This is a genomic window from Acidobacteriota bacterium, assembly GCA_016196065.1.
Taxonomy (GTDB): domain Bacteria; phylum Acidobacteriota; class Terriglobia; order Terriglobales; family Acidobacteriaceae; genus Acidiflorens.
Map to the genome: position 1 here is coordinate 266,351 of JACPYL010000008.1, position 26,061 is coordinate 292,411.

Consider the following 26,061-nt stretch of genomic DNA (forward strand, 5'->3'; position numbering starts at 1 on the left):
CCGTTCCCAAACAGAGAGGGACGAGGAAACCCGCCCAACCGCAAAAGGGCGCGCTCGCCCCTGGCTCCAGCCGCAAGGACGACTTGGCTCCAGCCGCGAAGCGGCGCAAGAATGCAGCCCAGGGCGCAAGCCCTGGGTACTATCCGGAAAGACGAGCGAGCCCCGAAGGGGCGAAAGAAACTAATCCCAGATGTAACGCTCGTCGTAGGCGACATTGTTCTTCTTCAAGAACGCCACAAATTCCGTCTGAAAGGTTCGCTTCGTGTGGTGTTCCTCCTGCGTTGCGATGTATCGCGTAACCGCCGGAATATTGGACTCACTCACACTGAAGACCCCGTATCCCGCTTGCCATGCGAATTCTCCGTGGCCCTTTTGGCGGACCCATTTGGATGAATTCGCTTTGATCACGCGCGCCAGATCGGCAACCGCCTGGGCGGGACGGATGCGAACCAGCAAATGAACGTGATCGCATGTGCCATTGATGATAAGAGCCGTAGACCGAAGTTCGCGCACGATTCCACCAAGGTAAGCAAACAGATCGGGCTGCAATTCACTCGTGATCAGAGGTTTGCGTTGTTTGGTACTGAAGATCAGGTGCACCACGACATTGCCGCAGGTTTGCGCCATGATTCTTTCGCCCTTTTAGGGCTCGGCCCTCTTCCACCCTTAGACCCGGGGCTTACGCCCCGGGCTGCATCCTGTTGCCCCTTCGGGGCTGCTGAATAGCTGCGCTTACATCATCGCTTTCGCCAAGCCCAACTCCACTTCCTAACAATCTCTACCGATTAGCCTGTTGCATTTTGCACCGAGCACTGCCCGGTCGCGGTGACCTGGATCACGGCGTCTCTGTGACGATTTCCAGCCGCGAAAGCGGCGCAAGAATGCAGCCCAGAGCCTGCCCCGAGCTTGCCGAGGGGGCGCAAGCCCTGGGTACCATCCGGAAAGACGACCGAGCCCCGAAGGGGCGAAAGAAACTCAGGGAGTGGGTTGTGCAGAGTCGCGGTTCTAGAATCCGACAAAGGATGGGTCTGTTATAGGTGCGCGCCGTGCTCAAGTTGACGTTGATACTCCGCGCTATCGAAATGGCCGTGCGACACCGCAATCAGGCCGTCGTGGCCGATCTGCCATTCCTCGAAACCACTGATGTGGACTCTCTTCCCGGTGCCGGCGTTGGTTCCGTCCAGCGTCCAGCGATAGACGGCACGCAGCCCGTCCTGCTCCAGACTATCCATCGAAACTTTCAGATCGGGGAACGCCGTCATGAATCCCTGGGCCGTTGCTGTGATCGCATTCCGCCCCACCGCAGGAGGTCCACCGTTGACGCTGAGCGATCCATCCGGCGCATAACAGGCAGCTACGCTCGCCGCATTTTGGCTACACCACGCCGCGGTATAGCGTTCGGCAAAATTCTGGACTTGGGCTGGCTTGGGCATCTTGTATAACTTGCCGGGAGACCGGCGAGCACGAATTATTTCTGGCACGACGCACTGCCGCCCTGCTTATAGACTTTGCCTTCCTTCATCACGAACTCAATGTCTTCGAGCACGCTGATATCTTTGAGCGGATCGCCGCTGACGGCAACCAGGTCCGCAAATTTTCCTGGCTTGATCGATCCAATTTCGTTTGAGTGTCCAAGCAGTTCGGCGGCGCTGGTCGTAGCAGACTGGATGGCCTGCATCGGGGTCATCCCATACTTGACCATGAAAGCGAACTGTTTGCCGCTCGTGCCGTAGGGGCATACGCCGAGGTCGGTGCCGAACGACATCTTCACACCTGCCCGGACCGCCTTGCCAAAATTCTCGCGTTGCACGCGAGCGAGCCCGGCATCATGTTCGAGAAAATCCGCCGGAGTTTGCCCGGTCTTGCCGCCAGCCTGGATACATTCCTCGTCGTAGATATCCATATCAAGGTAAGTGCCGTGTTGCTTCGCAAGGGCGATGATCTCGTCGTCAATGTACTCGGAATGTTCAATCGAGGCGGCGCCGGCCACAATCGCGTTCTTGATGCCCTCCCGCGCATGAGCGTGGACGGCAACTCGCAGTCCGAAGTTTTTCGCTTCTTCAACGCCAGCTTGAAGCTCTTCCGGCGTGAACTCAATCGACATGGGACTGCTGCCGTGCGTGAGGACGGCGCCGGTCGAGAGCATCTTGATGACGTCGACGCCGTTATGAGCCAGGAGACGAACCTTCTGCCGGACTTCCCATGGGCTATTGGCTTCGCCGTAATGTAAATCCCAGGGAAGTTGAATATCAGGCGCTTGTCCAGTCATCGCGCCGGCGCCGCCGGTGATCGTAATGTATGCTCCAGCAACAAACATTCGTGGGCCAATGATGTCACCTCGAATGATTGCATCGCGAAGAGCGACGTCGTTGAGCGCTCGATACGTTCCCACATCACGCACGGTTGTGAAACCCGACTCCAGTGTCTTCCGGGCATTGGCGACGGATTCCAGCGCGATCTGCGACGCCGTTTTCTTGAGTACGTTGAAAGGCTCGCCGTCACCGTGGCCGTCCGCGACGTGTGTGTGGCAGTCGATCAGTCCGGGCAGAACGGTTTTCGTGGATAGGTCAATCACAGTAGCGTCAGCAGGAATTGGCAAACCCTTGCCGACGGCCTGAACCTTGCTGCCCTGGATCAGAACGATCTGGTCAGTGAGGACGGTGCCGGAGTCAGGATCGATGAGCCGCCCCGCGCGGACAGCGGTGACTTGAGCAATGCCGGCCGAGGCCAAGACGAAGAACAAAAAGACTGAAAAGAACACTGACTTCTCGATTGAGTGAACGCGCATCAAAGACGCTCCAGCCGCGAAGCGGCGTAATGTGAAAGCCCGGCACGTAAGTGCCGGGTCAGAGAATTCCAGGATCAAGTCCCGCAGGGACGGTACTCTCGCCTCAAACCTAATCGGCCGCAACCGCCGTCTTTCCCACCGCGGCGCGCAAATCTGCTGCCAACAACCGATGAAACAACTGCTCGCCCGCTTCCCGCCTCACCGACAATCGTCCCGCCTGATAGGCGCGCGACTTCAATCCGCGCTGCACGGCTTCGCAAATGCCCAGGTCTTCATCCTGCACGCGATTGCCGACAGCCACGCTTTGCTCGTTATAGGCCCGCGCGGGCTCGCTGATATCGCTGAAATAAAAATCGAAGATCACGCGGCAATGGTCAACGTCCACCGGGATGACGAGGTTCGTATCCATGTAGCCTTCGTAGCAATTGAACATGAAATTCGGATAGTGCCAGTAATACCAGGCACGATCGCCGCGGCGCGTGTTGGAGGTGGCAGCGTCTTCATTACCGCTCACCATCGGACTCGACTGCAGGCAATATCGATCTTCGTTTTCGATCGTGTATTGCTTGTAGTCGAGCACCGAACTCAGGCCCTTGTGGAGATGCGGAACGTGATATCCCCCGTCGAGATAGTTGTCGACGAAAACTTTCCAGTTGCAGTGGATGTCGTAGGACTGCGTGGCGAAGAATTTCAGCTTGTGCAATTCCAGAGGAGCAGCCCGCTTCACCATTCCACCGAGAAAGTCCTGCAACGAAGTCGCCTGCGGATCGAGGTTGACGAACACCAGCGTCTCCCAGGTGTCGCATTTCACAGGAACCAGTCCGTTGTCCTTGCGCTCGAAATTCTTTACGCCGTCGAATTCCGGCATGCCTTTGAGCGCGCCATCCAGGCCATAGTTCCAGCCGTGATAAGGACAATGCAGGATTGACGCTTGTCCGCAGGGTTCGGTAACAACCGCTGCCGCGTGATGGCGGCACACGTTATAAAACGCGCGCAAGACGCCATCGTTCCCCCGCACCGCGACGATCGGCTCGCCAGCTACGGTCGCAGTCAAGAACTGGCCCGGCTTTTCCACCTGGTCGACACGCCCGATCACCTGCCAGGTCTTGCTGAAAACAACCTGCCGCTCTAACTCGGCTACGCGGGGATCGACATACCACGGCGCAGGAATCGTGTAAGCGTCCGACAATGCGGCCTTGTCGTCGTAGGAGGCAAGGATCTGATCGATAGGCTTGTCCAGGATCATGCTTTCTTTCCTAAGTGCTGAATCTTTTCCGATCCGATGGCGCGGCGAAGTAGGTCCGTAAATTGTTCGATCCTGGCTTCCTTCTTCTCGGGCACGGGTCCTTGTTTACGGAACAATCCGGGATCGAGTTCTTCGGTGAGAAGTGCGTCCTGAAAACGATCCATGGTCCACTCCAGGATCGAGCCGATCATGTCAGCGTCAAGATCCTGGCGAAGTTCGCCGCGAGATGCTCCATAGTGAACGAAATCGCGCCATCCATAAGGATCTTCTGCAACGAGGAAGCGGTTGATCTCACGACGCAACGCGAGGTCAGTACCGTAGTTCCCCACCAGGTAGATGCGATAGGACGCCCAGTTGTCGCGCACCATGTGTTCGGTGCGGCCCAGCCAGTAACGCAACATCTCGAAGAAGCCCTGCTTCTGAATCTCGGGCGGGGCCTCCATATATTTCGGAAAGGAGCGTACGGCTTTCTTGTAGGCTTCGAAAAACAGGCCGTCCTTGCTCTTGAAATGCTGAAAGACCGATCCCTTGGCGATGGCAAGTTCGGCGGCAATATCTTCCACGCGCGCCGCGCTGTAACCGTGCTCCGCAAAATGGCGGATGGCTACGTCGACGATTCGAGCGCGCTTGGCCTCCGATCGCGGACGCGGTTTTCCATCAGACCGCAGTTGCGTGGGCTTGGCCAGACTGCTGGCAATTCCATTCATGCTTGACCCCGAGTCAATGGCACGATACAGCACTAGATAACCATTTTTCAATGGCTTTTTTCCTTGCGTTCCGTTAATTTCGCTTACCCGGGGCGGGGACCTTTCTTGACCATAGGTCATTCATGAGAACGACAGCCGGAAATCGTGTCTACGACGCCATTGTCATCGGCGCGGGCCACAACGGGCTGACCGCTGCCTGCTACCTCGCGCGCGCCGGATTGTCCACCTTGGTGCTTGAGCGCCGGGACATTGTGGGCGGATGTTGCGTCACCGAAGAGATCGCTCCTGGCTGTCGCGCGTCCACAACGTCCTACATCGCGAGCATGTTGCGCCCGGAAGTGATTCGCGATCTGAAACTCGCGGAACATGGATTGCGCATGGTGCCCTGCGATCCCGCATTGCAGGTTCCCTTCCCCGATGGACAAGTTGTTTCGTGGTGGTCGAATCGCGATCGTGTGGTCGCGGAACTACGCAAGATTTCGGTGAGAGATTCGGAAACGTTCATCCGCGTTGATGATCGTTTGAAAAAACTGGCTCGCTACCTGCAGCCGTTCTTCCTCGAGCCTCCGCCAGAAGTTGATACAACTTCGCTGGGAGGATGGGCCGATCTGCTGCGAGTCGGCAAACGATTTCGTGGGATCTCGAGTGCGGATATCTCCGAGCTCGTTTCTTTTCTCACCGGCAGCCTGGGCGACTTCCTCGATCGCAACTACGAATCCGAAAAAGTTAAGACTCTCTTCCTCGCCAACAACGTCTACGGCAAACACGGCGGGCCGTATCAGCCGGGAACCGCTCTGGGCCTGCTGTTTCACCTGTTGAGCGGCGGCGAACACGAACTGCAGGGATTCTATGGCCACGTCATGGGAGGCATGGGCGCGATCACGGGTGCGATGGCCGAGGCGGCCCGCGGCTTCGGCGTCGAGATTCGCACCGGTGCTTCGGTCGCACAGATTGACTCCCGTCAAGGAAGGGCGCGCGCAATTGTTCTGGAAGATGGCACCGAGATTCGCGCTCGCGTCGTGCTGTCAAACGCCGATCCGAAACGGACTTTTCTCAAGATGGTTCCAGAACACGATCTGCCGTCTGACTTTGTGCATGCAATCAAAGGCATCAAGATGGACGGCCCCTGCGCGAAAGTGAACATGGTCCTCTCCGAGGAGCCGCGTTTCACCGGCACGCCCAGCAACTACGATGCGCAGCAACGCTCGCTTTTTACGCTGGTGCCTTCGCTCGAATTCGCCGAGCGCTGTTACGACATCGCCAAGTTCGGCGAGATTCCGGAACAGCTTTGGGTGGACTGCGTCATCGCCTCCAATGCCGACCCGTCACTCTGTCCTCCCGGCAAGCATGTGATGACCTGCTTCGTGCAATACGTCCCATACAAACTGCGGCAAGGTAATTGGGATGACAATCGCGGCTTGCTTGGGGACCGCGTCGTCCGCAAGATCGCCGAATACGCGCCGAATGTGCCGAACGCGATCATCGCGCGACAGGTGCTGACGCCGCTCGACCTTGAGCGGACTTACGGCTTGACGGAAGGCAACATCTTCCACGGAGAACTCAATCTCGAACAGCTGTTCTTCAATCGCCCGGTGGCAGGCTGGTCACAGTATCGAACGCCAATTGCAGGGCTTTATCTTTGCGGAGCAGGCGCGCATCCGGGAGGCGGTGTCACGGGCGCTCCCGGGCACAATGCCGCACACCAGGTTCTCCGCGATTGGAAGCGCGGCAAATTCAAGGAGGCCGTGGCGTGAGTGCGAATGGCGCAACGCGAACGGCCGACTTCATAGTCCTCGGCGCCGGGGTAATGGGAGCGTCGATTGCCTTCCATCTGGCGCGCCGCAAGGCGGGATCCATTGCCGTCCTCGACAAAGATCACGTGGCCAGCGGTGGCAGCAGCCGTTCGTCCGCGCTGGTCCGCATGCACTACAGCTTCGCGCCTGAAGTGCAGATGGCGTTGGTGAGCTTAAAGATGTTTCAGCACTGGCGCGAGATCGTGGGCGAAGCCGGCGAGTTTCGTAAGACAGGTTTTGTGCGGATCGTGCATCCGGGTGAAACAGACATACTTAAGAAAAACGTGGCCATGCAGCGCGAACTCGGCGCTGGCGTTGAATTGATCGATCGTCAGCAATTGCACGAACTGGAACCGGATTGGGTGGTCAACGAAGTCGAGCTTGCCGCCTACGAACCGGATTCTGGTTACGGCGACGGCAACGTAGTGGCCAACGATTTTCTGAGTGGAGCGCGCGATCAAGGTGCAACGTATCTGCCCAAAACATTCGCATCGTTGCTGGTCGAGGGCGGACGAGTGCGCGGCGTGGAAACAGCAGCAGGCGCCATCCACGCTCCGGTCGTGATCGCTGCAACCGGGCCATGGACAAGGCCTTTGCTTCAGCCGGCGGGATTCGATCCGCCGATTGAGCCCGAATACCATCAGGTTGCGATTCTAAAGAATGCCCCTGCCATGAGAAGTGGCGGATGCGCTTGCATCGATTCCGTAACCGCCACCTATTTTCGTTCGGATGGCAGCGACAAGTTCCTCATTGGCGATTTCTACGGCAAGCGGCCAGTCGATCCCGACAATTTTCCGCAGCGTGCATCGGAAACGGAACTGGAAGAGATCATCGAACGCGCCAGCCGGCGAGTTCCGAAGCTTGAAAATGCAGAAGTGATGCGCGGTGTGACAGGTGTCTATGACATGACGCCAGATTCGCGGCCGCTACTAGGCTCGGTGCCGGGCGTCGAAGGACTTTATCTCTGCGCCGGATTTTCAGGAATGGGATTCAAGATCTCTCCCGCCATCGGCTTAGTGATGTCGGAATTGATTCTCGACGGAGCGGCGACCACGGTCGACGTTACTGCGTTTCGCCCTTCGCGTTTTGCGGAAGGCAAGCCGATCAAAGCAAAATTTGAATACAAAGACGATTAAGTGCCACTTATTAGGTTCTGTCATCCCGAGCGAAGCGAGGGATCTGCAGTTTTCAGGAGGAGTCATGGCAAAGAAAGGCATTCTCGAACGTCTGAAAGATGGGCCGGTTCTCGGCGACGGCGGTTACCTACTCGAACTGGAGAAACGCGGATGGGTGCGGCCCGGCCCGTTCACTCCCGAGGTTGCGATCGTGTATCCGAACGCGTTGCGCGAATTGCACATCGAGTTCCGCGAAGCGGGAGCGGAAGTGTTGCAGGCTCTCACCTTCTACGCGAGCCGCGACAAGCTGGCGACCGTCGGCCTTGAAGATCGCGTCGAGGACATCAATCGCTCGGCCGTTCGCGTCGCGAAAGAAGTTGCGGGCGATCAGTGCCTGGTCGCGGGCAACCTCAGCCTGACCTGGATGTACGAGCATGGCAGCGCCTCGGCGGCGGATCGCGTGCGCGAGACGTTCGACGAACAGCTCCGGGTCCAGTGCGACGAAGGTGTCGACCTCATCATCGGCGAAACATTCTCCTGGCTGGGCGAGGCTTTGCTGGCCGTGGAGCGAGCGAAGAAGACTGGCCTGCCCGTGATGGTCACGATCTGCTTTGAGAACAAGGATGAGACGGCCGAAGGCAAGAACGCAGAGGAAACGGCCAAGACTCTACTGGATGCTGGCGCCGACATTGTCGGCATGAACTGTCTGCGCTCGCCGGAACACACCTTGCCGTCGATGGAAAAGATGAGAAAAGCTGTGAGCGGATATCTTGCCTGCCAGCCGGTCGGATATCGCACTCCGAAAGAGAAGCCTGACTTTACCAGCCTCGAAGAGTTCCCATACGGGCTCGATCCCCTGCAACTCACGCGCAAGGAAATGGGCGAGTATGCGCTCCGCGCAAAGGAAATCGGCATCAACTACATCGGATCGTGTTGCGGATCGGTATCGGAACATGTCCGGGAAATGGCTCGCGTCCTCGGCAAGCTGCCGGCAGAATCGCGCATCTGGAAAAAGGGTGGCACAAAGCCGATGTCTGCGTACGAATACTACGATCACGATCAGATGACGACGAAGTAGAGCGCAATATCTCAGCGGTTCATGCCGGATAGGAGTAATCTTGTCATCGCAGCGGCGGAACCGCTGCGCCAAAAATCGCTCCCCCGTTGGCGGCGGCACCTTCGAGGAAGCGCTTCGTCAAGGAGGGCTTTCATGCCCAGGCCAGTCTCCACACTGCTTGCGATCGTATGCGTGCTCTGCATCTTCGGGAGTCCCTCCAGGTCAATGGCGGCGGACAACAAGCCAGACCGCCAGGTAGCCATCACGATTGATGACTTGCCGGCGGGTTCCAATGTACTGTCCGCGGCCGCCATCACCGAGATGACCACGAAGTTGCTGACAACGCTCCACGATCAGAAAATTCCGGTGGTTGGATTCGTCAACGAGAAAAAGATCTACAAACCGGGAGAAGCCGACCAGCGTATCGCCGCCCTCCGCATGTGGCTCGATTTCGGATTTGAACTGGGCAATCACACTTATAGTCATGCTTCGCTGAATAAGGTTGGGTTGAAAGCCTGGGAAGACGAAGTGATCCAGGGCGAGAGTGTCACGACCCTGCTGCTGGCCGAGCACAAGATGAAGATGCGGTACTTCCGGCATCCATATCTCGATACGGGACGCGATCTGCTAACGCGGCGCGAGGCGGATGCGTTCCTGACCGCGCGCGGATACCACATCGCTCCCATCACACTGGACGCATGGGATTGGGCATACGCCGCCGTCTACGAAGATGCCAAGCGACGCGGGGACACGGCTGCGCAGGATGAGTTGGCAAAGAGCTATCTCGCTTACAGCGACGCGTCGTTCGCTTATTCCGAACAGCTTTCAAAACAAATTGTCGGCTACGAGCCGAAGCAGATTATTTTGCTGCACGCGAACCAACTGGAAGCCGACCACATCGGTGAGTTGCTCGACTTGTTTCGTAAGCGCGGCTATCGCTTCATTACCCTCGAAGACGCGCTGAGCGACGGAGCGTACAGCTTGCCCGACACCTATGTCGGCGAAGGCGGCACTGGATGGATCGAGCACTGGGCGATCAGTCAAGGCAAGATTCCGCAGGGAGCTCCGCCGTTTCCGCAGGCTGTGATCGACAAGTGGAAGGTGCTGGCGCCGACGCAGCCGTAGCTGCACCGGCACCAAGCGTCCGAATCGTCCGAACCTTTGCGGCATGGCTGAAATTCGTACCGTGAACCTTTTTTGAGACTGTAATCTTTTGAGACTGTCATTTTTGGAGACTGTCATCCTGAGCGGAGCGAAGGACCTGCTTTTGCTGCCAGCGAGGAGAAAGCAGATCCTTCGCTCCGCTCAGGATGACATTTCTTGAGTTGGGGGCTGCTCACCTCTCACGAACTCCCAATCCAAATCCCCGTGATAAACACGAGCACTCCCCCGACGACCACTTGAAATGCAGCCGAGAGCAGCGGTGTGTCCATGTAGCGATTGCGAATCCACGCAATGGCTGCGAGTTCCAGCGCCACAATCACCACGGCAGCAACGAAGGCTGCGTGGAAATCTTTGAGCAGGAACGGCAGCGTGTGACCAATGCCGCCCGCTGCAGTCATAAGTCCCGTAACTGCGCCTCGCAAGACTGGACGGCCGCGGCCTGTGAGCGAGCCATCGTCCGACAACGCCTCGGCGAATGCCATCGAGATGCCGGCTCCGATCGAAGCGGCGAGTCCGACGACGAAGGCGTCGTGACTGCTCTTGGTCGCGAAGGCAGCGGCGAAGACGGGAGCCAGAGTTGAGACGGAACCGTCCATCAGTCCGGCTAAGCCAGGCTGAACAATTTGCAGGACGAAGAGACGGCGTTGCGCTTCATCCTCGGTCTTCTCAACATCAGGAGTGATGTTTTCCTGGAGCGCTTCTGCTGCCACGGCATGTTTGCGCTCGCTCTCGGCGAGGTCGCCGAGCAGCTTGCGGATTCCGGCATCCGTCACCTGCGACATGGAGCGTTCGTAGAACCGGGTGGTCTCGAGTTCCATGATCTCAGCTTGCTTGCGGACGTCGGCGATCTTCAGCGGACGGGTCAGCCAGAAGGGGCGGCGCTGAATGAAGCCCTTGATGTCCTGCCGGCGAACCAGTGGAATGTGCTCACCAAAACGTTCGCGATACGTTTCGATCAGGCGGGAGCGGTGCTGCGATTCTTCCTCGCGCATGTCCTCAAAGAGCTTGGCGGTGGCGGGATAGGTTTCGCGGAGCCCGTCGGCAAAATCCGCATAAACCCGGCCATCCTCTTCCTCTGCTGCAATCGCAAGCGCCAGAATCTCACGCTCGGATAAGTCCTTGAATTTGCGCGCCATGAGGCTCCTAGGGAAAAACAGGTGTCGGGTCTTAGGTGTTAGGTGTCAGGAAAACAGACTCTTCACAAAGTATCGAATTTCCTGAGACCTAGCACCTGACACGATATCAAATGCGACGGTACCTCGTTTCCAGGCATCTATGTGACTGGCACGCCCGCGGCGTGATAGATTTAGCTTTAGAACGAAGCGGCTTTCTTATGTTTCTAGCCTCTCCATACCGCTCTCATCGGTTCTCGCAGGGCCCCTGCGCCTGTTGTTGCTGTTGTTGTCGTTAGAATTCACTGGCTGCGCCCATTTCCTTACGGCAATCCTAAACATCAAGAATCACAGGAGCATTTCATGAGAATCGCAAATGACGTAACCGAACTGATCGGCAAAACGCCGCTGGTCCGATTGAACCGGATCACGAAAGGCGCGTCCGCGACGGTAGTCGCTAAGTTGGAGAGTTTCAATCCATGCGCGAGCGTGAAGGACCGCATCGGCGTCAGCATGATCAACGAAGCGGAGCGCGCCGGAAAGATTCAGCCCGGCAAGACCGTACTGATCGAACCCACCAGTGGGAACACGGGAATCGGGCTGGCATTTGTCGCGGCAGTGCGCGGATACCGGTTGATCCTCACCATGCCGGAGACAATGAGTCTCGAACGGCGAGTGCTGCTGCGCGCGTTCGGCGCGGAAATTGTTCTCACACCGGGTCCGAATGGAATGCCGGGCGCAATCGCGCGGGCCAACCAGATCCTGGCCGATACTCCAAACGGCGCCATCCTGCAGCAGTTTTCGAATCCTGCCAATCCGAAGATCCACCGCGAAACGACCGGCCCGGAAATTTGGGACGATACCGACGGACAGGCCGATATACTCGTGTGCGGTGTTGGAACGGGCGGCACCATCACGGGCGTGTCAGAATTCATCAAGGCGCGCAAACCGTCGTTTCGAGCGATTGCCGTGGAACCCAGCGCCAGTCCTGTACTTTCGGGCGGTAAACCGAGTCCGCATAAAATTCAAGGGATCGGCGCCGGCTTCGTTCCCGAGATTCTTCGGACGGACTTGATTGATGAGGTGGTGCAGGTCTCGAACGAAGATGCGATTGAAATGGCAAAGCGGCTTACTCAGGAAGAAGGACTGCTCAGCGGGATATCCTGTGGAGCGGCAGCGCATGCCGCGGTGCAAATTGCGCGCCGTCCGGAAAATGCTGGCAAACTGATTGTGGTCGTGCTGCCGGACTTTGGGGAACGCTACCTGACCAGTATCCTGTTCGATCACTTGCGCCAGGAGGCACTGGCCATGGAAACTGTCGCGGCATAAACCATCATGAGCCTGATTCGCAATATCGGTGAACACATCACCTCCATCATGGAGCGCGATCCGGCGCCGAAGTCGCGCCTGGAGGTGCTGCTCTGCTATCCCGGGCTGCACGCGGTCTGGATTTATCGCCTCACCCATCAACTCTATAGAGCCCGGCTCTTTCTGGTGGCGCGCCTGATTTCGCAGTGGGCGCGCGCGATCACCGGAGTTGAGATTCATCCAGGCGCCGAGATTGGCAAGCGCCTGTTTATCGATCACGGCATGGGCGTGGTGTTTGGCGAAACGGCAGTCGTCGGAGACGACGTCACGATTTATCAAGGTGTAACGCTTGGCGGAACGGGCAAAGACAAAGGCAAACGTCATCCAACCATCCGCAACGGAGTTGTGATCGGCGCAGGAGCTCAGGTACTCGGAAATATCACGGTCGGAGAAAATTCACGTGTCGGTGCCGCTTCGGTAGTGATTGACGACGTACCGGACAATTCCACGATCGTCGGCGTGCCCGGTCATATCATCTTCCGCAACGGCAAGCGAGTGGTGATTACGAATCCGCGCGAGATTCGCGATCCGCTGTCGGATGCGCTGCATGAAGTCGTCCAGCGAGTTGAAAAACTGGAGAACCGGGATATATGACATTCGATGTCATATATCGCTTCTGTTAACTGGTAAGCGCGAAAGTGTACATCGACATGTTGCCGTACTCGATCCCTTCAAAAATCGAGTTGACCTTGTAGCCAACTCCAGCCGCACCCAACACAGGAAATATTGGAACGAAGTGCTCCTCGGTCGGAACCGCGCGAGCAACATGTGGAGCGATCGCCTGGTAGTTGAAGAGTGACGTCAAGTCGTGTCGCTCGATCTTGTCCTGCACCCAATCCTGAAACTCGCTGGCCCAACTTTCCGGCACCGCGTCCTGCTGTGCAAAGTTCATGAGGCGCAGATTGTGGACGATTCCGCCGCTGCCCACGATCAGTGCGCCCTTCTTGCGAAATTCACGCAAAGCTTCTCCGACGCGATACAACTCTTGCGGTGTGGATTGCGTGGACAGGGAGATTTCTACGACGGGCACCTTCGCTTCGGGAAACATGAGATGGAGCGGCACCCAGACTCCATGATCCCATCCACGATGGTCGTCCAGTTGGGCGCCGAAGCCTGCGCGCTTCAGCACCGCTGCCGCTTCTGCAGACAAATCGGGCGATCCCGGCGCGGGATATTTCATCTCATACAATTCGCGAGGAAATCCGCCAAAGTCGTAAATCAGTTCTGGACGCGGCGCGGACGCGATGCGGATGTCGCGCTCCTGCCAGTGCGCGGAGATAACAAGGATCGCCGAGGGCGCGACGGATTTTCCAAACCGGTTCAATGCCTGCGCGTAAAGCCCACGCTCTAACGCGGCCATGGGCGACCCGTGAGACACGAAGACTACGGGTTGGAGTTGGTTGTTCTTGGGCTCACTCATTTTCGCCTCGGGTCAACATCACAACAATAGTCGTTATAACAGATGTATTTGGAGCTGAAAAGGATTCACGACCCTTGGATAACCTGCACCTTCGGCGTGGAAGCAATACAGATCGCGCATCGAAGCGCTACGATATACCAACCGGAACGCCTCGCACTCATGCCCGAACTACCCGACATTGTCGTCTACATCGAAGCGATCGAGAAACGCATCCTCGGACAAACGCTCGAACAGGTGCGGATCGCCAGCCCTTTTCTGCTGCGCACGGCGAATCCGCCGGTGTCTTCTGTCGAAGGCAAGCAAGTCGTGCAGCTGCGCCGGATGGGCAAACGGATCTGCATTGGTTTGGAAGGCGAGCTGTGGCTGGTGCTCCATCTGATGATCGCGGGACGGCTGCATTGGAAGAAACGCGGTATCAAGGTTTCTCCGCCGCGCGGGCTGGCAGCGTTTGATTTCGGGAATGGCAGCCTGCTCTGGACCGAAGCGGGGTCTCGCAAACGCGCTTCCCTGCACGTTGTCGCGGGGGAGGCTGGCCTGCGCGCGCTTGATCCGGGCGGCCTGGAAGTGCTGGATGCGAGCCTGAAGCAATTCGCCGCCGTACTCACTTCTTCAAATCACACGCTGAAGCGGGCGCTTACGGATCCGCGCTCGTTCAGCGGGATTGGGAATGCTTATTCGGATGAGATTTTGTTTCAGGCACAGCTCTCTCCCATCCGGCTGACACAAAAGATGACGCCGGAAGAGATCGAGCGGCTGTATGTGGCGGTGCGCGAAAACCTGCGCGAATGGGTTTCACGCTTGCGCGCTGAGGCAGGCGATGAATTTCCTGAGAAGGTCACGGCGTTTCGTCCGGGGATGGCAGTGCATGGGCGATACAAGGAACCTTGCCTGCGTTGTGGCGCCAGGATTCAGCGCATTCGCTACGCGTCGAATGAGACGAACTATTGTCCGGTGTGCCAGACGGGAGGAAAGTTGCTGGCGGACCGCGCTTTGTCGCGACTATTGCGCGAGGATTGGCCGCGCACGCCAGAAGAGTTGGAGATGCTGAAGCGGGAGAAGTGACTTCGCACTCTCGTGAGTCGAGCATTCGGGTTAGAACGCCTTGCAGCGGCGTTTGTTCAATCTGCAGTGTCGGGGTCCTTCGACTTCGTAAGTCCGCTCGCTTTTCGTGCGGACTCACTGCGCTCAGGATGACAGCGCAATGAGGGTTGCAACTACACCACGAAATACTTCGCCGACGGATGATGGATGACGATCGCGGATGTCGACTGCTCGGGTTCGAGAAGGAATCCGCTGGTCAGGCGGACGCCGACGTTCTTTTCCGGATCGAGCAATTTGAACAATTTGGTCTGATCTTCCAGGTTCGGGCACGCGGGATATCCGAACGAGTAGCGTGATCCACGATATTTCTGGTGGAAGAGGTCACGGGTGTGCGGCGAGTCCTCCCCGCCGATGCCGAGTTCTTCGCGCATCTTCTTGTGATGAAATTCGGCAAGGGCTTCGGCGGTCTCTACGCTTAGTCCGTGGAGGTAGAGATAGCGCGTGTATTCTCCGGCTTCGAATAGGCGCTGGGTTTCGACGGAGGCTCCCGGCCCGATGGTGACCAGCGACAAGCCCAGGACGTCCATTTTTCCAGAGGCCTTGGGAGCGATGAAATCTGCGATGGCCAGTTTGCGTCCTTCGCGCTGGCGCGGGAATGTGAAGCGCAGGAGTTCTTGTCGAGCTTCGCTCGACTCGCGGGCGGGGGCGCCCGCGCCACATTTACCCGGGTCGTAGACGATGATGTCGTTGCCGTCGCTTTGGGCGGGGAAATATCCGTAGACAACTTTCGGCTCGAACAGGCCACTGGCTAAAACTTCATCCTGCAGCTTGTGCTTGATCGGACGATATTTCTCTTCGACGAGGCGCGCGTAGTCTTCCTGGGCAGCGGTCTTGAGCTGCCACTGGTTCTTGAAGAGTGCCGTGTCGTTGATAAAGGGGAAGAGTTCGTTGAGGTCGTAATCCTTGATAACCCGCACGCCCCAGAACGGCGGGGTCGGAATGTTGGGCGCATCGGTGACGACTGGACTGCGCTCGGCGAATACCGGGCCGGTTTCTTCGTCGACAGCGGTGGCCTTGGCATACTCTTTCACGGTCTTGCCTTCGGTGAGGCGAGTCGCTTTTTGGCCGCCGCCAGCGACCAGGTCTTCCATCACGTGCAGTCCGGCAAACGCATCTTCGCCGTAGAAGACGGCGTTGGAATATTCGCGGCGCAGATCGTCTTCTACATATTTGCGCGTCAGAGCCGCTCCGCCACAGATCACCGGGTAGGCGAGACTCTGCTGCTGGAGATCCTGGATCACGTACTTCATCTCGAGCGTGGACTTTACGAGCAGGCCACTGAGTCCGATAGCGTCGGCGTTGTGTTCTTTGGCGGCACGGATGATGACGTCGCCCGCCTGTTTGATGCCGAGGTTCACGACTTTATAGCCGTTGTTCGACAGGATGATGTCCACGAGATTCTTGCCGATGTCGTGAACGTCACCCTTCACGGTCGCAAGAATGATCGTGCCCTTCTGCTGCGAGCCGGACTTTTTCTCCATCTTCGGCTCGAGGTAGGCGACAGCCGCTTTCATGACGGCTGCGGAATCCAGCACCGAGGGAAGCTGCATTTTCCGCGCGCCGAAGAGGTCGCCGACCGTCTTCATGCCGTCGAGCAGGACGGTGTTGATCAGGTCGAGCGGCGTGTACTGAGTGAGAGCCTCTTCCAACAGTTCATCGAGCGTCTTCTTCTGCGCGCCTTCGCCGACGGATTTCTCTCCGTTGATGATGGCGTACTTCAGCTTGTCCTCGATCGAAAGCGCATCGACGTGAGCGGCAGTCTGCGCCTGCGGCTTGCCTTTCGTCCCGGCAAAATGCTGCATGTAGACCTGCAGCGGATCACCTGCCGAGCGATCCTGATAGATCAGCTTGCGCGCGAGTTCCACCTCTTCGTGCGGGATCTTGTACAGCGGATACACCTTGCTGTAATTGACAATCGCCATATCGAGGCCGTTGTCGACCGCTTCGTGCATGAAGACAGAATTCAATACGCGCCGCGGATAAATATCGAGTCCGAAACTAATGTTGCTCAAGCCGAGAATGGTCTTTACTTCCGGCAATTCCTGCTTGATGCGCTTGACGGCGTTCAATGTTTCGATGCCGGCGCTGCGGTACTCTTCCTGCCCGGTCGAGATCGGAAGCGTGAGCGCGTCGAAAATAATGTCGACCGGTCGAATACCGTACTTCTTTGTGGCGAGATCGAAGATGCGGTGCGCGATCGCAACCTTGCGATCAGCAGTAAGAGCCATGCCTTCTTCGTCGATCGTGAGTGCAATCACGGCGGCGCCGTAGCGCTTCGCCATGGGCAGAACCTTGGAGGTGCGCTTCTCGCCGTCTTCGAGGTTGATTGAGTTGATGATGGCCTTGCCGGGAATACGCTTGAGCGCTTCTTCGATGACGTCGGCTTCGGTCGAATCAACGAGGATCGGCGCGGGCACGCGGGTCGCGACCTTCTCGAGAATTGCCGAAATGTAGCCTTTTTCGTCTTCGCCTACGATGGCGCAGCACAGGTCGAGCATGTGCGAGCCTTCGTTGGTCAGTTTTTTCGCGAGCGCGAGAATGTCGTCGTACTTCTTGCCTTGAACGAGCTTGCGGAAATGGTCCACGCGCGTGGTGGTGTTCATTTCCTCGGCGACGATCAAAGGCTTGGGTTCGAGATCGAGCGGTACGGTCGTGTACGCACTCGACGCCGCGCCGACCGGCTTCACTTCCCTCTTCGCCGGTTCCACGTTGCTGACGGCGTCAACCACGGCTTTCAAGTGTTCGGGCTTGGTTCCGCAGCAGCCACCGACGATCCGGACACCGAAATCCACGACAAAATGCTTGTGATACTTTGCGAGCTCTTCTGGCGACAGCTTGTAGACGGCGTGTCCGCCTTCGTTTTGCGGCAGGCCGGCGTTTGGCAGAATCGAGATGTGCTTGGTCGAGTTCAGACCGAGATAGCGAACAGCATCCTGCATCTCAGCCGGACCGGTGGCGCAGTTCAGACCGATGATATCGATGTCGTACGGTTCGAGCGCGGTGAGCGCGGCGCCGATTTCGGTGCCGAGCAGCATTGTGCCGGATTCCTGCAACGTGACCTGCACGGTGACGGGCAGGCGCTTCCCGGCCTTGCGCATCGCTTCGATCACGGCAGCGGTGGCCACTTTGGCTTGCAGCAGATCTTGCGCCGTTTCGATCAGCAGAACGTCAACTCCGCCTTCGATCAGAGCCAGTGCCTGCTGTTCGTAGGAGGCGAACATCTCGTCGAAGCCGATGTGTCCGAGCGACGGCAGCTTGGTGGTCGGGCCCATGGAGCCGGCAACAAAACGCGGCTTGTCCTTGGTGGAGAACTGCTGCGCGACTGCGCGAGCCAACTTGGCTGCGGTGATATTGATTTCTTCGACGCGATCTTCGAGTTCAAACTCACGGAGGACAAGACTCGTTCCGCCGAAGGTGTTGGTTTCGACCACATCGCAGCCGACCTTGAAGAAGGCTGCATGGATGTCACTGATGATGTCGGGACGGCTCAGTACCAGGACTTCGCTGCAATTCTCTTTGCCCCAGTAGTCGTCGAGGCTGGGATTGCGCACCTGGATGTTGGTGCCCATGGCGCCGTCGTAGACGACGACACGGTCTTGCACGAGTTGGAGAAAATCAGTCATTGGTCAAAGCGTCGTTCGCTATTCGTCGTTCGCTGTTCGTCCTTCGCTATTCGCTATCTCGTCGACGGGGGTCCCGCGAACAGCAAAGGACGAATCGCCAACGACGCTTTCTATACACAAACGCCGGCCCGCTGGGGACCGGCGTTGGATTGAATCTCAAAATTGCGAAGTCGACTAGCTCCCTTGAGTTCCCAGCGCCGGTGCGGCGCCTTCCGGCTCCGCTCCGCTGAACACGGAGTTGGCACCCATATGGGCCGGCATGATCGACAGCAATTGTTCTTTGCGATAAATCAGGTTGCTGGCGTTGAAAGAAGCCAGTTCAAAACCGTGGCCGTGAGTGATCGCGTCGGTGGGGCAGGCCTCGACGCAATATCCGCAGAAGATACATCGATTGTAGTCGATGTTGTAAACGTGGGCGTAACGCTCGGCGCCCGAGACGCGCTTCTCTTCGGTATTCTCGGCGGCTTCGATGTAAATACAGTTCGAAGGGCAGGCGGCTGCGCACAGAAAACAGGCCACACACTTTTCCAGGCCGTTTTCGTCGCGCTGCAGGACGTGCATCCCTCGGAAACGCTCCTGAAATTTCGCACCCTTCAGAGGGCCCGGACCGTCGGGATAGTTCTCGACGATGGTGGGCTGAAACATTTCCTTCAGGGTAATGCCCATTCCCTGGACGATCGCGGCGGTGTTCTTAATCACGGACATGCCTGACTAGTATAGCGGATGGCGTGAATGGCGGGTAGGGTGGGGTGAAAACCGACCAAATTCAGAGTGATCGCAGTCACAGACCCGCATAACCGCGGCTTGTAGGTTGGACGCAGTTCCCTCCTTGCAGCGCAAACCTATGACTACCCAATATCTACGCCTTTCTCTCTCTTCTCTTTTTGTTCTCACTTTGCTGGTCACGAACGGACTCGGTCAAGGCTCGAAGAGACGGTCGGAATATGATTCCGTCGATGCGCGTGACCAGGATCGTCCGGCGAAACGCGCGGAGTGGATGCGGCGTGGGCGGGAGGCTCAGGCGGGGAGTGCCGCGGCAGCGCTGCGCTTGCGGGCACACCAGCAAAAGATGGCGATGCGAGCACAGCGCGAGACTGCAACCTCGCGGACCGGATCTTTCGACCTGACGGGATCCGTATGGGTTGGGCTCGGCCCGGCGCCGCTGGTTTCCGACAACAATTTCTATGGGTTGGTTTCGGGGCGCGTGACATCGGTTGCGATTGATCCGACGGACTCGACTGGCAACACGGTCTATCTCGGCGGGGCGTATGGCGGCGTATGGAAATCCACCAATGCGACCGCATCCGCGGCGAATGTGATCTGGACGCCGGTAACGGATCAGGAAGCGTCGCTCGCGACCGGAACGGTTTCTGTTAAGCCAGATGGAGCGGTCGTGCTGGTTGGGACGGGGGAGCCGAACAACTCCATCGACAGCTACTACGGCGTGGGCATTTTGCGATCGATCAACGGTGGAGAAACTTGGACGCTGATTCCGTCCGCCGATGGAGGCAGCCATCCATTCGCGGGGCTGGGCGTGGCAAAGTTTGCCTGGAGCAGAGGCAGCGGACAAACCAACATCGTGGTCGCCGCAACTGCGACTACCGCAAAGGGCTTCAATGAAGGCGAGATTACCAGTACCACCAATCGCGGGCTTTACCGGTCGGCGGACGGCGGCGTGACGTGGACGTTTCAATCGCTCCCCGATGGCGGGCCGATTTCCGCTACGGACATGGCTTACAACGCGATCCAGGGAAAGTTCGTGGCGGCGGTGCGCGGTCATGGACTGTACACGTCACTCGATGGAACGAACTGGACGCGACCGGCGAATCAACCGGCTCCGCTGACATCGGCATGTTCGGCGCAGGAGAATTGTCCGATCTATCGCGGACAGTTGGCGATCGTTTCCGGCCGCGATGAGATGTATCTATGGTTCGTCAGTCTCGATTCCAACGGCGATGCGGTTGACCAGGGAATCTGGCGGTCGATCAGCGGCGGAGCGTGGACACAAATTTCCGAAAATGGCCTGACCAATTGTGGCGACTTCGACGGCTGCGGCGCGGAGCAAGGCTATTACAACCTGACGCTGGCTGCGGTGCCGGACGGAGCAGGCGTGACCGATCTCTACGCGGGAGCCGTGAATCTTTTCAAATGCAAACTTCTCGCGAGCGCCACTTCCTGTTCGACGGTGGATGCCAATCTGCCCAATGCGTGGCTCAACCTCACGCACGCCTACGGCTTCTGCAGCAGCAAGGCGCAGGTGCATCCTGACCAGCACGGAATGGATTGGATGGTGGCGAATGGAAAGGCGATCCTGTACTTCGGCAATGATGGCGGCCTCTATCGGGCGCTGGATGGATACACGGGACTGAATATCGGATCGTGCAACACGGCGGGAAACAATCAGTTCGACAATCTGAACGCGAAGTTGGGATCGCTGACACAGTTCGTATCGTTTTCGAATGATCCGGTTGATCCGAACACAGTGCTCGGAGGATCGCAGGACAACGGCTCTCCAGCAACGAACGCGGCGACATCGAATTCGGAGTGGATCACTGTCAAAGGGGGCGACAGCGGATACAGCGTCATTAATCCTGTAACGCCCGCGCAGTGGTTCACTTCTGATACGGGTGTCAGCATTGAAGAATGCAACCAGGGAATTGCGTGCAACACAAACACCTTCTCTCCGGTGGTGACGAATGCGACCGTCGGCGGAGATGAAGGTCCTTTCTATACGCCTTTCATTCTCGATCCGCAAAACGCAGGCGAGATGCTAGTGGGAACATGCCGGATGTGGCGCGGCAGCACTGCGGGCACGGCGTTTTCCCCGCTGAGCGTGAATTTTGATGTGCTCAGCAATAGCACTTGCACCGGGAATGAATTCAATCTGGTGCGGGGGCTGGCAGCAGGCGGCCCGACTCAGGGCAGCTTTTCAAACGTTGTGTATGCCACGACCGAGGGATCCGGGCCGAACTGTACTGGAAGTTGCGGCGGTCCATTTGGCGGCGAGGTGTGGGTTACGACAAATGCCGCGACCACGCAGATGTCGAACGTTACGGGCGCAATCAATCCACTGAATTACACTATCTCATCGGTCGCACTTGATAACTCGGCGGGCAATGGGCAGACAGCTTACGTCGGGATCATGGGATTTGTGGGCGATGGCAACGCACATATCTTCAAGACTGCGAACGCGGGGCAAACGTGGACTCCGTTTGGCGATACCTCCAATGGCTTGTTGGACTCTCCAGTAAACGCGTTGCTGGTCGACTCGAATGCTGGACAGATATATGCCGCCACGGATACCGGTGTATTTGTCAGTGCGACGGCGGTGGCAAGTTGGACTGAAGTTGGTCCCCTGGCTCAGCCGGGCGCTTCAGGATATTTGCCAAACGTGGCCGTGTCGGGGATCCGGATATTTAGTTCTGGAGCCGCGAAGAGACTGCGGGCTTCCACCTACGGGCGGGGCATCTGGGAATTCGATCTGGCGACTACTCCGGATTATCAACTGGCAGTCGCTAATACACCGCTCAGCGTTTTTCCGACCCAGACGGCGGCATTCAATGGCACGCTGACGTCCGTCAATGGCTACGTGAGCAAAGTCACGCTCAGTTGCGGAACGGGTGCTCCGGGAGCGTGCACGATTCCGGGCAATCCAATTACTCCGACGGCGGGCGGTGCTGCGTTCGGCGTTTCGATGAACAGCGGGAACACCGCGGGGGACTACAGCTTTAACATCCACGGCGTGGGCGCGGATGGCAACTCGATCACGCACGACGCGGCGGTTGCGCTGCACGTTGTCGATTTCGGATTGAGCCCGCCGGTCCCGAGTACGGTCACCGCGCAACAGGGTGGAACCTCTAACACCACAACGTTTCAAGTGACGGGATTGGGATCGTTTGCAGGAGCTGTGACGCTGAGTTGCCAGGGGACGGTGATTACAACCGGGGCAACCTGCAATTTCCTGCCGTCGGCTACGGTGAGTCCGACTGTGGCGAACCCGGTCACGGTGTCGTTGACGGTATCGGTGCCGTCGAGTGTGGCGGTGAACAGCTATGCAATCACGATCCAGGCCGCAACTGCGGGTGCACCCGCGCCGAAGACGCAACCGCTCACGCTCGGAGTGATTGCGCCGCTGCCGGATTTTGCAGTGGCGGTCACGGCGAATCCATCCACGGTACTGGCACAGCAAACGATCCAATGGGCCGGTACATTGACGGCTATCAATGGATACAACAAGACGGTCGTTCTTTCGTGCGGGGTAGGAAAACCCGGGACGTGCAAATTCACGCCTGCATCGCTGGTGCCGACAGCGAACGGAGCCCCGTTTACAGTCACATTGGGGAGCGTCACCGCGGCAGTGTTCGATTTCACGATTCAGGGAAGTGACGGAACGTTGGCCCGCGCATCGACCAACAAAACACTAACCGTGAATACGGATGTGCAAGTCCCCACATCAATGGCAGACGCAACGGCGCAGCCTGGACAGACGGCGACGACGTCGCTCATGCTGGCGCCGATCGGTGGCGGCACATTCAGCGGGGCGGTGACCTATGTATGTTCAGGGCTTCCCGCCGGACTGTTGTGTGTGTTCAATCCTCCGCAGATTGCCGCGGGCGGACCAGCGACGAGCGTGGGCCTGAGCATCCTGACGGCGGGACCGTTTGGGGGAACGCAGCGGCCATCGCACGGTCAAAACCGCCTTCCCCGACTGCTCACGGGGCTACCACTGGCGGGCATCATGCTCATCGGACTGGCCAGGAAACGGCTGCCCCGCTGCAACCTCCTCGCGCTGAGTATGATGCTGATTTTCTTGGCAACCTTCATCGCGTGCGGAGGACTCGGCGCGAAGAATGAACCTCCTCCACCTCCACCGCCAGTGAGCGTGACGGTGAATCCGAGCGTTGTGAATACTCTCTATCCGAACCTGAACGGAGCACCACCGCAGACACAACTGTTCGCAGCCACGGTCCACAATTCGACTAACCAGAGTGTGACTTGGGCTGTAACCGGCGGAGCCGCAAACGGGACGGTCGATGCGAACGGACTGTACACGGCTCCGGTGGCGCTTCCGGTGGGGGCAGTCACGGTAACAGCCAGCGCTCAGGCAGACAGTGGCAGGTCTGGAGATGCCACGGTCAATATCCAAACTCCAACGCCGTCCGGGACGTCCGCAATCACCGTCACTGTAACGGAAGCCACGCAGCCACAGGCGCAGCATAGTGTGACCTTCAACCTCACGATCCAGTGAGAAATTTGTAGTTTGGTGATTGGAAACTTCACGGCACGGCGGCGAGTGGCACATTCTTCTGTTGCGTCGGCGGGATCATCGACTCTTCCGGCCGTTAGGGATGCGATAGTATCGAGTGTTGTCGCATTCGGGTTGCAACCACAAATTGCAAATCCTATGTACGACATTGCGATTGTTGGCGGCGGTATCGTAGGCCTCTCGGTGGCCATGCAGGCGAGCGAGCAATATCCTGGCTTGCGGGTGCTGATCCTGGAAAAGGAAAACGGGGTTGCACAGCATCAGACCGGGCATAACAGCGGCGTCATCCACAGCGGGATCTACTACAAACCGGGATCATTGAAGGCGCGGCTGTGTGTCGAGGGTGCGCGGGAGATGGTGGATTTCTGCCAACGCAACGCCATCGCCTACGAAGTCTGCGGCAAAGTCATCGTTGCGATCAACCCCGAGGAGACTGCGCGTCTCGATGGCTTACATCAACGCGGGCTGGCCAATGGCCTGACCGGTCTCGAAGTGCTGGGTCCCGAGGGGATGCGCGAAATCGAGCCACATCTGGTCGGCGTGAAAGCACTGAAGGTGCCTTCGACCGGAATCACCCACTACGGGGAAGTCGCTCGCAAGTACGCAGAGATTGCCGTCGCTCATGGGGCTGACCTCAAGACCGGCGCGGGAGTGACGGGATTTCGGAATTCCGCTGATGAAATCGTGGTGCAGACTCGCGCGGGAGATTTCTCCACGCGTTATGTGGTCAATTGCGCGGGCCTATACAGCGATAGGATTGCGCGGCTGGCAGGGCACGATCCGGAAATCATGATCGTGCCGTTTCGCGGCGAATACTACGACTTGATCCCAGAACGCAGTGGATTGGTGCGGAATCTCATTTATCCGGTCCCCGACCCGCGCTTCCCTTTTCTGGGTGTGCATTTTACGCGGCGTATTACTGGAACGATCGATGCTGGTCCGAACGCCGTCCTCGCACTGCGGCGGGAAGGTTACCGGCGTACGGATTTCAAAGTTGGTGAAGCGTTCGAAACGCTTACCTATCGCGGGTTCCTGGCGATGGCCAGCCGGCAATGGCGCTACGGGCTTTCGGAATACAAGCGGTCGTTTATGAAGAGCGTGTTCGTGCGCTCGCTGCAGGAACTGATTCCCGAAGTCCGGGCAGAGGATTTAGTTCCGGGCGGAGCCGGCGTACGCGCGCAGGCATTGGCTAAGGACGGCAATCTGGTGGATGATTTTCGCTTCGTTCCCAAGGACCGGTTTTTGCATGTGCTGAATGTTCCGTCCCCGGCGGCAACGGCCTCGCTGCCGATTGGACGAGAAGTTTTGAAGATGGTTCCGATGCAATTTTTGACGCACTGATCGGCGTCCGCCGGCCCGCAAACCCGATCACCCTGGTGTAGTCTGGACATTCGCGAATACCAGCCCGGAGAACAAGCCATGAGCAAGAGTGTGACCCGCAAACAGAAAGTCGCTTTCCTCGGTACCGGCAAGATCGGCGGCATCATATTGCAGGCACTGCTCCGCGATGGCCTGCTTTCACCGTCGCAGACGTGGGCCACGGTGGCGCACCCCGAACGCGCGCGGGCACTCAAGGACAAGCTCAAAGTCCACGCCGGAACCGACAATCTGGAAGCGGTACGCGACGCCGACATTATCTTTTTGGGTGTGAAACCGCAGGTCGTAGTCGAAGTGGTGCGGGAGATCCGCGCGCATGTCACTCGCAAGCAGCTATTGATTTCGGTCGCTGCGTCGGTGCCCACGGAGATGATCGAGCGGGAACTGGACGGAGAGGTGCCCGTCGTACGCGCCATGCCGAATACACCTTGCGTGTTGGGTGCGGGCATGACCGCTCTGTGCAAGGGACGATTCGCGCAGAAGCATCATCTGGATCTGGCGTCAAAGTTTTTCGATGCAGTCGGCCGTACGGTTGTGGTCGACGAAAAACATATGGATGCGGTGACTGGTCTATCGGCGAGCGGGCCGGCGTACATCTACATCATTCTCGAGTCGCTGGCCGAAGCGGGAGTGAAGGTCGGATTGCCACGCGATATTGCGACTTTGCTCGCCGCCCAGACGACACTCGGCGCGGCGCGGGTGGTGCTCGAGACGGGAGATCATCCGGCACTGCTGAAAGACGCGGTCACTACTCCAGCGGGATGCACGATCGACGGAATCATGGAATTGGAAGAAGGCAAATTGCGCGTGACGCTGATCAAGGCGGTGGTAAAAGCGGTGCAGCGCGCGAAGGAACTGGCATTCTCGTAAATTGAGAACGGGCCGTTACCGGATTCAGATTGACCCTTGCTTGTGCGACCGCAT

At 58.1% G+C, this 26,061-nt stretch carries 19 protein-coding genes; 10 read left to right on the forward strand and 9 right to left on the reverse strand.

What is annotated here, in order from left to right:
* Positions 1-180: 180 nt before the first annotated feature.
* The 5 genes from tnpA to HY010_02280 form a co-directional block, all read right to left on the reverse strand.
* The gene (gene tnpA, locus HY010_02260) at positions 181-627 is read right to left on the reverse strand and encodes an IS200/IS605 family transposase (GenBank protein MBI3474529.1); all 447 of its coding nucleotides are present in this window, start codon (positions 625-627) and stop codon (positions 181-183) included.
* Positions 628-1,031: 404 nt separating this feature from the next.
* Positions 1,032-1,433: a nuclear transport factor 2 family protein gene (locus HY010_02265; GenBank protein MBI3474530.1), complete on the reverse strand. Its 402-nt coding sequence runs from the start codon at positions 1,431-1,433 to the stop codon at positions 1,032-1,034.
* A gap of 35 nt (positions 1,434-1,468) precedes the next feature.
* Positions 1,469-2,788, reverse strand: a complete 1,320-nt coding sequence (locus HY010_02270) for an amidohydrolase family protein (protein ID MBI3474531.1) — start codon at positions 2,786-2,788, stop codon at positions 1,469-1,471.
* 109 nt (positions 2,789-2,897) lie between these two features.
* On the reverse strand, positions 2,898-4,034 hold the full coding sequence (locus tag HY010_02275; protein ID MBI3474532.1) for an aromatic ring-hydroxylating dioxygenase subunit alpha: 1,137 nt from the start codon (positions 4,032-4,034) through the stop codon (positions 2,898-2,900).
* Positions 4,031-4,741 carry a TetR/AcrR family transcriptional regulator gene (locus tag HY010_02280; protein ID MBI3474533.1) on the reverse strand — a complete coding sequence of 237 codons (711 nt, stop codon included), beginning with the start codon at positions 4,739-4,741 and terminating at the stop codon, positions 4,031-4,033. Before HY010_02280 ends, HY010_02275 begins: the two co-directional genes overlap by 4 nt.
* A gap of 122 nt (positions 4,742-4,863) precedes the next feature.
* On the opposite strand from HY010_02280, the gene HY010_02285 reads away from it, so the two are divergent.
* From HY010_02285 to HY010_02300, 4 genes are all read left to right on the forward strand, one after another.
* Positions 4,864-6,495, forward strand: coding sequence for an NAD(P)/FAD-dependent oxidoreductase (locus tag HY010_02285; protein MBI3474534.1), 1,632 nt, complete (start codon positions 4,864-4,866; stop codon positions 6,493-6,495).
* A complete protein-coding gene (locus tag HY010_02290) occupies positions 6,492-7,670 on the forward strand; it encodes an FAD-binding oxidoreductase (GenBank protein ID MBI3474535.1) in 1,179 nt (392 codons plus the stop codon). Before HY010_02285 ends, HY010_02290 begins: the two co-directional genes overlap by 4 nt.
* A 64-nt stretch (positions 7,671-7,734) precedes the next feature.
* The gene (locus tag HY010_02295) at positions 7,735-8,727 is read left to right on the forward strand and encodes a homocysteine S-methyltransferase family protein (protein MBI3474536.1); all 993 of its coding nucleotides are present in this window, start codon (positions 7,735-7,737) and stop codon (positions 8,725-8,727) included.
* A 132-nt stretch (positions 8,728-8,859) separates the two neighbouring features.
* Entirely contained in the window at positions 8,860-9,831 is a 972-nt protein-coding gene (locus HY010_02300; protein ID MBI3474537.1) for a polysaccharide deacetylase family protein, read from the forward strand.
* 218 nt (positions 9,832-10,049) lie between these two features.
* Here HY010_02300 and HY010_02305 read toward each other — a convergent pair whose 3' ends face one another.
* Positions 10,050-11,006 carry a rubrerythrin gene (locus HY010_02305; protein MBI3474538.1) on the reverse strand — a complete coding sequence of 319 codons (957 nt, stop codon included), beginning with the start codon at positions 11,004-11,006 and terminating at the stop codon, positions 10,050-10,052.
* A gap of 339 nt (positions 11,007-11,345) precedes the next feature.
* Here HY010_02305 and cysK point away from each other — a divergent pair, with 339 nt between their 5' ends.
* Both cysK and cysE read left to right on the forward strand, forming a co-directional pair.
* On the forward strand, positions 11,346-12,311 hold the full coding sequence (gene cysK, locus HY010_02310; GenBank protein ID MBI3474539.1) for a cysteine synthase A: 966 nt from the start codon (positions 11,346-11,348) through the stop codon (positions 12,309-12,311).
* Between the two features lie 6 nt (positions 12,312-12,317).
* Complete coding sequence (gene cysE, locus HY010_02315) at positions 12,318-12,944, forward strand: serine O-acetyltransferase (GenBank protein MBI3474540.1); 627 nt, start codon at positions 12,318-12,320, stop codon at positions 12,942-12,944.
* A 25-nt stretch (positions 12,945-12,969) separates the two neighbouring features.
* Here the strand turns inward: cysE and HY010_02320 are convergent, their stop codons facing one another.
* A complete protein-coding gene (locus HY010_02320) occupies positions 12,970-13,770 on the reverse strand; it encodes a dioxygenase (GenBank protein MBI3474541.1) in 801 nt (266 codons plus the stop codon).
* Positions 13,771-13,929: 159 nt separating this feature from the next.
* Here HY010_02320 and HY010_02325 point away from each other — a divergent pair, with 159 nt between their 5' ends.
* Positions 13,930-14,832 carry a formamidopyrimidine-DNA glycosylase gene (locus HY010_02325; GenBank protein MBI3474542.1) on the forward strand — a complete coding sequence of 301 codons (903 nt, stop codon included), beginning with the start codon at positions 13,930-13,932 and terminating at the stop codon, positions 14,830-14,832.
* 152 nt (positions 14,833-14,984) lie between these two features.
* Here the strand turns inward: HY010_02325 and metH are convergent, their stop codons facing one another.
* A complete protein-coding gene (gene metH / locus HY010_02330; protein ID MBI3474543.1) occupies positions 14,985-18,494 on the reverse strand; it encodes a methionine synthase in 3,510 nt (1,169 codons plus the stop codon).
* 174 nt (positions 18,495-18,668) lie between these two features.
* Positions 18,669-19,199 carry an NADH-quinone oxidoreductase subunit NuoI gene (gene nuoI, locus HY010_02335; protein MBI3474544.1) on the reverse strand — a complete coding sequence of 177 codons (531 nt, stop codon included), beginning with the start codon at positions 19,197-19,199 and terminating at the stop codon, positions 18,669-18,671.
* 139 nt (positions 19,200-19,338) lie between these two features.
* Here nuoI and HY010_02340 point away from each other — a divergent pair, with 139 nt between their 5' ends.
* The 3 genes from HY010_02340 (at position 19,339) to proC (ending at position 26,007) form a co-directional block, all read left to right on the forward strand.
* Positions 19,339-23,742, forward strand: a complete 4,404-nt coding sequence (locus HY010_02340) for a hypothetical protein (protein ID MBI3474545.1) — start codon at positions 19,339-19,341, stop codon at positions 23,740-23,742.
* A gap of 156 nt (positions 23,743-23,898) precedes the next feature.
* On the forward strand, positions 23,899-25,101 hold the full coding sequence (gene lhgO / locus HY010_02345; protein ID MBI3474546.1) for an L-2-hydroxyglutarate oxidase: 1,203 nt from the start codon (positions 23,899-23,901) through the stop codon (positions 25,099-25,101).
* Positions 25,102-25,179: 78 nt separating this feature from the next.
* Complete coding sequence (proC, locus tag HY010_02350) at positions 25,180-26,007, forward strand: pyrroline-5-carboxylate reductase (GenBank protein ID MBI3474547.1); 828 nt, start codon at positions 25,180-25,182, stop codon at positions 26,005-26,007.
* The last annotated feature ends 54 nt before the right edge of the window (positions 26,008-26,061 follow it).

Excerpts from the sequence above, each read along its gene's own strand:
- tnpA (MBI3474529.1), bottom strand. The coding sequence starts at position 627 with ATGGCGCAAACCTGCGGCAATGTCGTGGTGCACCTGATCTTCAGTACC.
- HY010_02265 (MBI3474530.1), bottom strand. The coding sequence starts at position 1,433 with ATGCCCAAGCCAGCCCAAGTCCAGAATTTTGCCGAACGCTATACCGCG.
- HY010_02270 (MBI3474531.1), bottom strand. The coding sequence starts at position 2,788 with ATGCGCGTTCACTCAATCGAGAAGTCAGTGTTCTTTTCAGTCTTTTTG.
- HY010_02275 (MBI3474532.1), bottom strand. The coding sequence starts at position 4,034 with ATGATCCTGGACAAGCCTATCGATCAGATCCTTGCCTCCTACGACGAC.
- HY010_02280 (MBI3474533.1), bottom strand. The coding sequence starts at position 4,741 with ATGAATGGAATTGCCAGCAGTCTGGCCAAGCCCACGCAACTGCGGTCT.
- HY010_02285 (MBI3474534.1), top strand. The coding sequence starts at position 4,864 with ATGAGAACGACAGCCGGAAATCGTGTCTACGACGCCATTGTCATCGGC.
- HY010_02295 (MBI3474536.1), top strand. The coding sequence starts at position 7,735 with ATGGCAAAGAAAGGCATTCTCGAACGTCTGAAAGATGGGCCGGTTCTC.
- HY010_02300 (MBI3474537.1), top strand. The coding sequence starts at position 8,860 with ATGCCCAGGCCAGTCTCCACACTGCTTGCGATCGTATGCGTGCTCTGC.
- HY010_02305 (MBI3474538.1), bottom strand. The coding sequence starts at position 11,006 with ATGGCGCGCAAATTCAAGGACTTATCCGAGCGTGAGATTCTGGCGCTT.
- cysK (MBI3474539.1), top strand. The coding sequence starts at position 11,346 with ATGAGAATCGCAAATGACGTAACCGAACTGATCGGCAAAACGCCGCTG.
- cysE (MBI3474540.1), top strand. The coding sequence starts at position 12,318 with ATGAGCCTGATTCGCAATATCGGTGAACACATCACCTCCATCATGGAG.
- HY010_02320 (MBI3474541.1), bottom strand. The coding sequence starts at position 13,770 with ATGAGTGAGCCCAAGAACAACCAACTCCAACCCGTAGTCTTCGTGTCT.
- HY010_02325 (MBI3474542.1), top strand. The coding sequence starts at position 13,930 with ATGCCCGAACTACCCGACATTGTCGTCTACATCGAAGCGATCGAGAAA.
- metH (MBI3474543.1), bottom strand. The coding sequence starts at position 18,494 with ATGACTGATTTTCTCCAACTCGTGCAAGACCGTGTCGTCGTCTACGAC.
- nuoI (MBI3474544.1), bottom strand. The coding sequence starts at position 19,199 with ATGTCCGTGATTAAGAACACCGCCGCGATCGTCCAGGGAATGGGCATT.
- HY010_02340 (MBI3474545.1), top strand. The coding sequence starts at position 19,339 with ATGACTACCCAATATCTACGCCTTTCTCTCTCTTCTCTTTTTGTTCTC.
- lhgO (MBI3474546.1), top strand. The coding sequence starts at position 23,899 with ATGTACGACATTGCGATTGTTGGCGGCGGTATCGTAGGCCTCTCGGTG.
- proC (MBI3474547.1), top strand. The coding sequence starts at position 25,180 with ATGAGCAAGAGTGTGACCCGCAAACAGAAAGTCGCTTTCCTCGGTACC.